Here is a 10,903-nt window from a genome sequence, read left to right as displayed (position 1 = left end):
TCCGTAGAGTTCCCGGGACACGAGGCGTTTCATGGCTCGGATGGCATCGGTTTTTGATAGGCCTTCAGTGGTGCGTCGTTGTAGGTAGGAGATGGCGGGCTCGTAGTTTCTGAGTCTGCCGAGACAAACCATGTGGACGACCTTGTTGATTTGCCGGTTCCCACCACGGTGGAGCCGCATCCGATTCGTCTTGCCTGACGAGGCAGGGATCGGGGCGATACCCGCCATGCGGGCGAACTTCGCATCAGTAGGGATACGGTCAGGATCTTGACCATAGGCGATCAACAGCTGCGCCGCGGTGATGATACCGACCTGGGGACGAGCCAGCAGCCGAGGCAGGATCGGAGTCAAGACCTTCGACAGCCCAGCCTCAAGATCAACGATTTGCTGGTCGAGGTCCCGGATCCGGATCGCGATGCAACGTAGCGCTGGTTTCGACACGCCTCGCTCGTTCCTCGCAAGGCGGCTCAACCAGCGCGGGGGGCCTTGCTCGTTCCTCACGAGGCGGCTCAACCGACCCAACCACACAAAAAACCGGCCCCCGACGTTTCCGTCGAGGGCCGATCTTCTCACCAGAGGGTCACCGCTTGAACATCACGATGTTGTTGAAGACCCACTTATTGGTCTGGCTGAACGTGTAACCGCCACCAGCCTTCGCCTTGGCCTCATAGACCGTGGTCCAGGCAAAGCTACGGCACGCATTCGGACCACTCAGCGCCGTATCACACTCGGTACGCCACCTGCGACCATCAGTCGCCGTCCACGACCCCGTGTGACCCAGCGGGTTACTGGCCCACTGAGCCCTGGTCATGTAAGGCAGGTACGTCATGTTGTTGAACGCCCAACCCCGCTTGATCGAGAAGTTGCCGCTCTTATCCCTGACCACAATGCTCGCCCAGATCTCAGTGCGGCAACGCTCAGTCTGCGAATACTTCTCACAGGTCGTGAACCACTGACGCCCATTGATCGTGTGCGCCCCCGGCAGCGAGTACGGAGCCGTCGGGACAAACCCCGCAGGCGTAGTCGGAGTAGCCGTCGGCGTCGGCGTCGGCGTCGGCGTCGGCGTCGGCGACACCTTCGGCGTCACCGTGAACTTGAAGCTCACATCCGCGGCGTTGTCGGCCGAGTCGGTGACCGTGACGGTGACGTTGCTGACACCGGCCGTGGTCGGGCTGCCCGAGATCAGGCCGGTTCCGGCGTTGATCGTGAGGCCGGCGGGAAGGCCGGCGGCCTCGTAGGCGAGGGGCGTGGACTCGTCCTCGGCCTCAACCTGCAGGGACACCTGGTCCCCCACGACGGCGGTCTGGTCAGCGATCTCCTGGACCACCGGGGCGGTGGTATCGGTCTCAGCGTCACCACACGTCACTCGGGCACTGCCCCAGTCGGCGTGGTCGTTGCCGTTGCCGTCGGAGGTCGGGTCGGCGATCAGGGTCAGTTCCTGCACCCCGGTGATGTCCAACTCGATCTCGTAGGGATCGCTGGCACCGGTGAGGGTCGGGGTCTCCTTCAGGACGGTGCCGTCGCCGTCCACCTTGAAGATGACCGTGCCGCGGGTCTGGTTGTCGTTGATGCCGACGGTCGCCTTGAACACGGTGCACTTGCCTTCGAGATCAAACGTGACGCTGCCGGCAGCGTGCATGCCGATGCCCTTGTCGTGCGTGACCCCGCCGATGCTGAGCGAGCCACCGTCACCGGCACCCTGCTCCCCGTTCGACATATCCCACTCAATGGGGCCCCAACCGTTGGTCGGGGTGCCGACAATCCGGTCCTGCATGTCGGAGAGGTAGACCTCGCCTTCGGGCAGTGGCTGGGTGACGGTGATCGCCGAGGTGCGGGTGACGGTTGCCACCTGGCCTCCAGCGGTGCCGCTGCCGGTGAAGGTGATGCTGGAGCTTTCACCATCCGCCGGAACGGAGATGTTCCACACCTGGGTCGAGGTCGCGCCCTCGGCCAGCGTGGTTGCGCCGGCGGTGGTGACGGTGGAGGTCCAGCCGGTGGGCAGGGTGAGGGCGTGCTGCACACCGGTCAGTGCACCGCTCAGAGCCTGCACGGTCGTGGTGAGGGCGAACGAGCCGCCCGCCTGAACCGAGCCGGTGCTGATGGTGCCGTCGATGCATGCCGATGCGCTCTCGCCGAGGTCTTCGACGCGGAGGCTGTCGATCGTCATGTTGTGCTGCGTGTTCGCGCCGGCGAGCTTGTCGATGGCGATGAACGGGACCCCACACGAGGCGTCGAACTCGGCGCTGAAGTTGGTGGTGTTCAACTGCTGCGCGAGGGTCTGCGAGACCTGGTTGATCGTCTGAACCCCCGTGGAGGACACGACGTCACCGCCCAGGCGGACGCGGTACTGGTCGGCGTAGGTGGTCTGGTAGTCGAACGACACCTTGTACTTGTGACCGGCCTTGAACGGGATGGCACCGGGGGAGGTCTTGAGGATCTCGCCGGAGTTCTCGTTGTTTGCCATCAGCGACCATTCGCCCGTGAGGACGTTGTCGTTGAGCTTGCCACCCTCGACGACGGCGTTGCTGGAGTTGATGCCCCACCAACCCTTCTGCGAGTACGGCTCGTGGCGCAGGGCCAGCTGGGTGCGGGCGTCGCCGCCCGCGTTGGTGGATCCGGTGGCAAACGGGAAGTAGCCCGTGTCGATGTTCTCGAAGTCTTCGAAGAAGATCGTGCCGGCCGTCGACGCGGTGTCGGTCGGCGGGGTGTATTCCACGATGCGCAGGTCGTCGATCGAGACCTTTGCGTCGCCTGCACCGGCGCTGAACTTGAGGTTCACGGTGCCGCCGGTGGTGGTGAAGGTGACTCGCAACCGCTGGAAGTTGGTGTCCACCTTCTCATCGGAGGCGGTGGCGTTCAGCACGGTGGAGGACGAGATGGTGTTCTTCACCGAGCCGGCGGCCGATTCCAGGTTGTAAGCGGCGTTCGTGACGCCGGTGCCGGTGGCCTCCGCCGTCAGGGAGCGCGAGCTTCCGGGTTCAATCTCGACCCAGGCCCACGCGGAGTAGGTGCCGGCGGGCAGGGTCAGGTCCTGGGCGAGGCTGGCCGCGCCCGAGCCGATCTCGGCCTGGTAGTTGGCCCGGTCGGTCTTGACGACCGAGACGTTGCCGGTCGTCTGGTAGGCCCTGAGCCCACCGGAGAAGAAGCCGGGATCGTTGATCAGGCTACCCTGGCCCCAATTCGGTGCCTTGACCTCGGGAACCTCATCCGTCGGGTACAGCACGTAGGCGGTGTTCGCGTCTGCCGTGATGGTGACCTTGCCGTCGATGGGCGTGACGGTGCCGATCTCGACCCGTCCGGTGTCGGTCAGCTTGAACAGCTCGAGGCTGGTCTGCGCCTTCCACGAGTCCGTCAGCGTCCAGGTGGACTGGCCACCGGCCTGGTTGAAGTGGTAGAGGCGGTCCGTGCCACCGTCGCTCCAGGGCAGGAGGTACTTGCCCTGGTCGTAGACCGTGGCGCCGTCGTAGACGAAGGTGCGGTTGGTCGGAACCACGCTGCCACCGATCGAGTCGAGCGGCGAGGTCGCGACCGTGCCGTTCTCGAAGGTGATCTCGTTGGCTTCCCACTTGACGATGTCGGACTGCTGCAGGAACTTCGTCGGCAGGTTGCGCTGCCACACGTTGTTGATGAACGCGTTGTAGTCGTTGTGGCCCGTCCAGCCCTCGAAGTCGACGAGGTTGGTGTTACCGAGGATCGGCTGCGGGTTCCACGTGTCGCGCTCGGAGTTGAGCACGAAACGCATCAGCTGCGAGTTGAGGCCCTTGTTGGTGGAGCCGCCGTAGCTCTCCTCCTGGGACCAGTGGGACCAGGTCGTCTGCGTCAGGAAGCGGTCGGACCATTCGGTCGACAGCGTCCAGCCCTGCTCGGCCAGCTCGCCGGCCATGCGCTCGCTCTCCCAGCCCTGCGGGTAGTACACGTCCATGTACAGCCAGCGCAGGTTCTCCGGCGCCTCGTCCATGAAGTCCTGGAAGCGCTCAAGGACGTTGCCGGTGGCGAGGTCCTTGGGGCCGTTGATGTAGTAGGACTGGTTCATCCAGCCCCAGGCCGCCGACGGCGGCATGGTGAGTAGGTCCTCCGAGAAGGCGTTCGCCTCGGAGTAGGACTCGGTCGAGTTGACGTGGACACCGAAGGTGGTGTTCCAGTTCTCGCCCTCATCGGCCAGGGTCTCCAGATCCTCGAAGCCGCCGGCACGGATGTTGTAGTTGTCGGCGTAATCGGGGTGCGCGGAGTCGTGCCCCTCGGCCTGGTAGCCCTTGAGCATCGCCTTCTGGCCGAGGTTGTCGGTGGCCAGCGAGATGCGCTTGCTGTCGTCAAGGGTGCGCAGGAACGGGTGGGTGGCCTGCGAGACGATGTTGAACGGGATGCGGGCGATGACCTGGTTCGGCACCTCATCGGCGCCGGTGACCACCGGCTTGATGTCGCGGGTCGCGATCGCGCCGTCCTGCCAGTCGACCTTCGAGTCGGCGTTACGGTCGCCGGTCAGCTTGACGGTGATGTACGGGTCGTTCTCCCGGCCAATGATCGAACCCTCGGTGGTCTCGACGGCCTGAGCCAGCCACACCCAGGTACCCGGTGAGACGGTGCCCTTCTTGTAGGTGCCGGCATCGGTGATCTGGCGCAGGTAGCGGCTGTTGCCGCTCTACACCCGGCCGGGGCTGGTGGTGCCGGTGGCCCGGTTGTCCTCGGTGCCGTTCGAGTCGAACGCCGCCGCGAGCGTGGAGTTGTTCGCCACGACCATGTAAGACATCGTCGCGCTGCCCGCCGCGGTGTTCGCGACATTCTCGAACCAGTCGGCCGTAGAGGCGCGGTTGACGTTGACGTTGCCGGCGGTGAGCTGCGAGGCGGCGTCATCGGAGGTGACCGAGACCAGGTCATGGTTCGGGATCCGCAGGCGGTTGACCGCGTTACCGTCGTCCTTGATGTTGGTGAAGGTCAGCGTGAAGGCGCCGTCCTCGAGCGAGGCAACCGCGTCGAAGGAGACCCCTGGCAGGTTCGGGAACGTCAGCGGGTAGGTGACCGACTTGCTGCCGTCGGCGACGACCGGGTCGCCCACGGTGACGGGCTGCTCAACCTCGTTGATCAGGACGCTGGTGAGGGCGTCGCCGAGGCGACCGGCGAGCTGCTTGTCACCGAGGCGGTAGTCGACGACCTGCGGGAAGTCGGGGTGCAGGCGCACCTTGAGGTCGCCGTCAGTCAGTTCGATCGCACCATCGGGGATGACGATCTCGGGCCCGGGTGCCGCGGTCTGCGTCGCCGTCGGGGTCGGGGTCGGGGCGGTGCCCGTCGCGCTTTCGGCGTTGAACTCGGCCAGGGAGGCGACGGTCTCGGCTCGCGAGGTCGTGTCCCCGGTGACGTGTCCGCCCCAGCTCGACTTGTAGATCACCTTGGCGCAGGTGGCCGCGACGGGGGTGTCGAGGGTGATCACCTGATCCTTGGCGTTGTCGGCGACCAGCCCGGAGAAGGCGCCCTCGGCGACCTTGGTGTAGGTGGCGGTGGTGCAGTCGCCGTTGGCGGTCTGCAGCTCGTATTCGTTTGCCCGGCCGGAGCCGTTGGACGACTGCCGCGGCGTCAGCGTCACGCGGCCGAACTGGACGGCCTGGTCGGCGAGCTTGATGGTGATGTGGTGCGGCGGCTGAACCACGTCCGGCTGCCACTCGGTGTGCCAGAACGTGTCCGTGTTGCCGTCCAGTGCCAGCTCCCCGGCGCCGTTGACGCCCTCGTTGACGGAGACGCTGTTCACCTCGACGAGGCTCATCCCCGACTGTGGAATGGCCGTGTATGTGTAGTCCGCCCTCGCCATGGACTGCGGGAAGATGAGTCCTCCCGCGACGAGGGCGCCGGCGGCTACGCCGGCTAGGGCTTTTCGCCCTGTGGATCGTGACATCCAAATCCCCTTCGATTCTGCCAGGCTCCTCAACGAGTCCAGCGGGTCTTTCCACCCTAAGGTCGCACAAGTTGCGGGAGCGCGCACGCATCCGGGATCGCTCGCCCAACCTGAGCACTACTTCTGATTCCCATGCGCTCGGCGGGAAGACGCGCGACGCTACGATGCTGTGCATCCCAGGAAAGGACCCGTGATGGAGATCACACGCAACGCTCTGGCCCGGATGGTCGACCACACGCTACTCAAGACCGACGCAACCCACGCCCAGATCTCGGCGCTCATCGGGGAGGCCAGGGAATTGGGTACCTGGTCGGTGTGCGTCTCCCCCTCGATGCTCCCCATCACCGACGACCTCGGCGAGGTGCGCGTCGCCACCGTCTGCGGTTTCCCCTCCGGGAACCACACGGCGGAGGTGAAGGCATTCGAGGCGGCCGAGTCGTCCAGGCTCGGCGCCGATGAGGTCGACATGGTGATCAACATCGGGCTGCTCAAGGAGGGCCGGGCCGACCTCGTCGAGTCGGAGATCCGCACCGTGCGCGAGGCGACGACGGGGCTGCTGAAGGTGATCATCGAGTCGGCGGCCCTCACCGACGATGAGATCGTGGCCGCCTGCCGGGCGTCGGAGGCGGCCGGTGCCGATTTCGTCAAGACCTCGACGGGTTTCCATCCGGCAGGTGGGGCCTCGGTGCACGCGGTCGAGGTGATGGCTCGAACCGTCGGTGACCGCCTCGGCATCAAGGCCAGCGGAGGCATCAGGGATTACGCCACCGCCAACGCGATGGTCGAGGCAGGCGCCACGCGACTGGGGCTCTCGGGCACCGCCGCCGTCCTGGCCGGGGCCGAAGGAGACGACACCGTCGACGACGGCGACTACTGATCGGCGAACTGCGTGCGGTACAGCTCGGCGTAGTGGCCGCCGAGCGCCAGCAGCGACTCATGCGTACCTGATTCGACCACCCGACCCTCATCGACCACCAGGATCTGGTCTGCGCCGCGGATCGTCGAGAGGCGGTGCGCGATCACGATGGAGGTGCGCCCCTCGCGCGCCGCGTCGAGCGCCCGTTGCACGGCTGCCTCCGACTCGGAATCCAGGTGGGCCGTCGCCTCGTCGAGCACCAGGATCGGCGGTGCCTTCAACAGCAACCGGGCGATCGCGAACCGTTGCCGCTCCCCGCCGCTGAGCCGGTAGCCGCGCTCCCCCACCACCGTGGCCAAACCGTCGGGGAGTCGCTCGACGAGTTCGGCGACCTGCGCCGCCCGGAGCGCCGCCCACAGCTCGTCGTCGGAAGCCCCAGGCCGGGTGTAGGCCAGGTTGGCGCGGATGGTGTCGTGGAACAGGTGCGCGTCCTGGGTCACGTAGCCGACCTCGGCGTGCAGCGAGGCCAGCGTGAGGCCGCGCACATCGACACCCGCCACCTCAACCGAACCGGAGTCGACGTCGTAGAGTCGCGCGATCAGGTGCGTGATGGTGGTCTTCCCCGCCCCTGATGGGCCGACCAGCGCCACCGTCTGCCCGGGAACCGCCTCAAAAGAGACCCCCCGGAGCACCTCGGCCGACGCCGACTCGTGGGCCGCGGCAAGGGGCTCAAGCGACGCCAACGAGATCTTCTGCGCGCTCGGGTAGGTGAACCTCACGTCCCGGAAGGTGACGCTCGGCGGGCCTTTGACCACACGCGCGTCCGGCGCGTCGGTGATCAGCGGCTCAAGGTCGATCACCTCGAACACCCGCTCGAAGCTGACCAGCGCCGTCATGATGTCGACACGCAGGTTGCTCAGCTGCATCAGGGGGCCGTACAGCCTGGCCAGCAAGGCGACCAGCGCGGTGAGCGTCCCGACGGTCAGTTGCCCGGACAGTGCCGCGACCCCGCCGAAGCCGTAGAAGAGGGCGGTGGCAAGGGCTCCGACAAGGGTCAACGCGGTCATGAACACCCGCGACGTCATGGCTATCCGCACGCCGGATTCGGCCACGTCCCCGGCCTGCCGGGCGAAGGAGGCGTTCTCCGTGGCCGGGTCGCCGAACAGCTTGACGAGGAGGGCCCCTGAGACGGAGAACCGCTCCGTCATCGTCGCCGACATCTCCGCCTGCTGTTGCATCCGGTCGCGTGACAGGTCGGCCAGCTTGCGTCCCACCATGGACGCGGGCCACATGAAGATCGGCAGCAACACCAGCGCGGCCAGCGTCAGTTGCCAGGAGAGCGCGATCATCGAGCCCAGGACGATCACGAGCGTGACCCCGTTGGACACCAGGGTCGACAGCGTCGAGGTGAACGCCTGCTGCGCCCCGTTGACGTCGGATTGCAGCCGCGAGACGAGCTTTCCGGTGTGGCTGCGGCTGAAGAACGCGATCGGCATGGCCATCACGTGGTCGAAGATCTGGGTGCGCATCGACAGGATCAGCCCCTCGCCGATCCGGGCGGAGCACCATCGCTCCACGAGGCCCACCGCCGCAGAGCCAAGCGCCATCCCCGCCACCGCGAGCGACAAGGTGACCACCAGGCGCGAATCGCCGCCCAGCACGCCGTCGTCGATGATGCGTTGGAACAGCAGCAGCGGCACGACCGAGAGGGCGGACCCGATGACCGTGGAGATCAGGAAGACCAGGATCATGCCCATGAACGGACGGCCATAGGCCAACACCCTCCGGGCGGTGCCGCGGTCGAGCTTGTAGCTCCTGATGGCCGGGTCGGTCGCGAGTCGGCCGACCATCCGGCCTCCGCCCACGCCACGCCCCACGCTCATCTACGCTCCCTCCGTGCCCACGACCCTATCGCCAAACCCAAGGACCACTCTGTGCCATTAGGCTGACCGTCATGCTGCTCAGTGATCGCGACATCCTCGCCGAGGTGGACGAGGGTGGAATACAACTTGCCCCCTGGGAACCCGCCATGGTTCAGCCGTCCAGCATCGACGTGCGGTTGGACAAGTTCTTCCGCGTCTTCGAGAACCACCGGTATCCGTCGATCGACCCGTCAATGGAGCAGCCCGAGCTGACCCGCCTGATCGAGGTGACCGACGACGAACCCTTCGTGTTGCACCCGGGCGAGTTCGTGCTCGGAGCGACGTACGAGCAGGTTTCCCTCGGTCCCGCCGTCGCGGCCCGTTTGGAGGGAAAGTCGTCGCTGGGACGGCTCGGCCTGCTGACGCACTCGACGGCCGGGTTCATCGACCCAGGTTTCACGGGGCACGTCACGTTGGAGCTGTCCAATATGGCGACGCTGCCGGTGAAGCTGTGGCCTGGCATGAAGATCGGCCAGTTGTGTTTCTTCCGGCTGAGTTCACCGGCCGAGCACCCGTACGGGTCGAAGGAGTATGGGTCGCGCTACCAGGGTCAGAGGGGCCCGACCCCGTCGCGGTCGCACCTGAACTTCCATCGCACCAGGATCTGATCGCGACGGTTGAGCCGGGGTCGGTTGAGCCGGGCCGTGAGAAGCGAGCGGCCCGTGACGAAACCATCGTGACCCAATTCGGGGACAGGCCCCAAGATGCTGTGGCCGGCACCCCGCACCGTGCGCCAGGGGGTTTCGTCACGCCTGCTCGTAGAACTCGCCGGGCGGCTCAACCAGCGCTCGGGTTTCGTCACGCCTGCTCGTAGAACTCGCCGGGCGGCTCAACCAGCGGCCGGCGTCGGCTCAGCCGACGCTCGGGCCCGGCTCAACCGATGCCCGGCGCGGCTCAACCAGTGGCGGGGGGCGCCGCAGCACCGTGAACCACCGGTTGCCGTAGGAGACCTGCTGCCCCTCCCTCACCCGCACCTGCGTCGACGGCGGGCAAGGTTCGAGCTCGCCCCCGGTGACCACCAACGCGGTGCCGTTGGTCGATCCCCGGTCGATCACGAAGACCCCCCTCGGGTCGGTGCCGATCAGGACGTGAGTTCGCGAAATCATCCGACCGTCACCCGAAGCGGGCACCAGATGGACTTCTTCAGGGTCATCGGCCGTCTTGCGGGGATTGCGGCCCAGCAGAACCGTCACGGTCAACTCGACCTCTCGGCCATCGTCGAGCCGCACATACCAGCCCTCCGCACCGTCGCTACGGCCCTCGGCCCTCGGCAGGTTCGCGATCCGGGTGCCCTCATCGTCATCAACCTCTCCGAAGTCGCGGGGCCTGACCTTGACCTTGCGCGACGGCTCGACCACCGATGAGGCCGAAGGGATCGGGATCCAGTTCTGCTTGGGGGGCAAGGGCAGAGGAAACTGCGTCTGGGCGGAAAGTTGGGTCGACGGGGGCGCGCTCGGCATCGCGGGGGAAGAGGCCTGGGGCGGCACCGGGTCCGACGCAGCCGGCCCGCCCCACGGAGCCTGAGGCTGCCAAGGCTGCGACTGCGGCTGCTGAGCCGGAGGCTGCTGGGCCTGAGATTGAGGCCAATGCTGCGTCGAGGCGGGTGCCACCGGTTCGGTGGGGACCCCCGGAAGCCAGTCAGGTGCTGCAGGCGGCTCGACCGACTGTGCCTCGGGCGCCCAGGATGACGAGGTGCCCGGCTGGGGGCTGAACGAGCTCGCCAGGTGCGGGGGCAGGCCGACGGTGCTGACCGTCGGGGTCTTGCGTGGCTGCGCCACGGGCCTTGCCTCGACGTGCTTCGGCTCGACCACCACCGCGCCCGCCACCATGTCATGCCAGCCCTGACGACGTTCGTGGACCACCAGGAAGATCAGCAGCGCGATCCCGCCGACCACGGTGCCCATCAGCGCCGCGAACACCACCTGCCGCAGGAAGAAGCGCCACCATCCGACAGGTTCGCCGTCCTTCAATGAGACGAGCCTGAGCCCGGTGGCCCGCGCACCCAGCCCGGCACCCCGGGTCGCGTAGGCCCACCACTGGTAGAGGCAGTAGCCCGCACCCAGCACGGAGGCACCGATGACGATCACGAGTTGGATCGCCGGCGAAACGGTCATCCGCAAGCCGAAGAACAGCAACGCGTAGATCAACCCGATCGGTGCAATGTCGATGACGGCGGCGAAGAACCGCCTGCCGAGACCGGCAACGGCCACACCACGAGGAATCAATCGGCTCACGTCCGGC

General features: G+C 66.6%; 6 protein-coding genes and 1 pseudogene. 2 read left to right on the top strand and 5 right to left on the bottom strand.

All coding sequences use genetic code 11. The annotated features are described in order from the left end of the window. From BUC15_RS12255 to BUC15_RS12250, 3 genes and pseudogenes are all read right to left on the bottom strand, one after another. A partial coding sequence (locus tag BUC15_RS12255; RefSeq protein ID WP_139280245.1) for a transposase occupies positions 1 to 441 on the bottom strand: 441 nt, incomplete at its 3' end. Between the two features lie 139 nt (positions 442 to 580). Then, entirely contained in the window at positions 581 to 1,327 is a 747-nt protein-coding gene (locus BUC15_RS21090; RefSeq protein WP_342741731.1) for an Ig domain-containing protein, read from the bottom strand. A gap of 45 nt (positions 1,328 to 1,372) precedes the next feature. Further along, a pseudogene (locus tag BUC15_RS12250) lies at positions 1,373 to 5,755 on the bottom strand (endo-alpha-N-acetylgalactosaminidase family protein); the annotation flags it as partial. A gap of 322 nt (positions 5,756 to 6,077) precedes the next feature. Between BUC15_RS12250 and deoC the strand changes: the two are divergent. Continuing rightward, entirely contained in the window at positions 6,078 to 6,761 is a 684-nt protein-coding gene (gene deoC / locus BUC15_RS12240) for a deoxyribose-phosphate aldolase (protein WP_073188691.1), read from the top strand. Here the strand turns inward: deoC and BUC15_RS12235 are convergent. Beyond that, complete coding sequence (locus BUC15_RS12235) at positions 6,755 to 8,623, bottom strand: ABC transporter ATP-binding protein (protein WP_073188689.1); 1,869 nt, start codon at positions 8,621 to 8,623, stop codon at positions 6,755 to 6,757. The genes deoC and BUC15_RS12235 overlap by 7 nt on opposite strands. A 71-nt stretch (positions 8,624 to 8,694) precedes the next feature. On the opposite strand from BUC15_RS12235, the gene dcd reads away from it, so the two are divergent. Next, complete coding sequence (dcd, locus tag BUC15_RS12230; RefSeq protein WP_073188687.1) at positions 8,695 to 9,270, top strand: dCTP deaminase; 576 nt, start codon at positions 8,695 to 8,697, stop codon at positions 9,268 to 9,270. A gap of 243 nt (positions 9,271 to 9,513) precedes the next feature. On the opposite strand, the gene BUC15_RS12225 is transcribed toward dcd, so the two are convergent. After that, positions 9,514 to 10,896: an RDD family protein gene (locus BUC15_RS12225; RefSeq protein ID WP_175558319.1), complete on the bottom strand. Its 1,383-nt coding sequence runs from the start codon at positions 10,894 to 10,896 to the stop codon at positions 9,514 to 9,516. Between the last annotated feature and the right edge of the window lie 7 nt (positions 10,897 to 10,903).

Source organism: Tessaracoccus bendigoensis DSM 12906 (assembly GCF_900141915.1).
GTDB lineage: Bacteria > Actinomycetota > Actinomycetes > Propionibacteriales > Propionibacteriaceae > Arachnia > Arachnia bendigoensis.
Note: the sequence above shows the minus strand (reverse complement) of the source record. Positions and strands in the feature narration are given on the sequence as shown.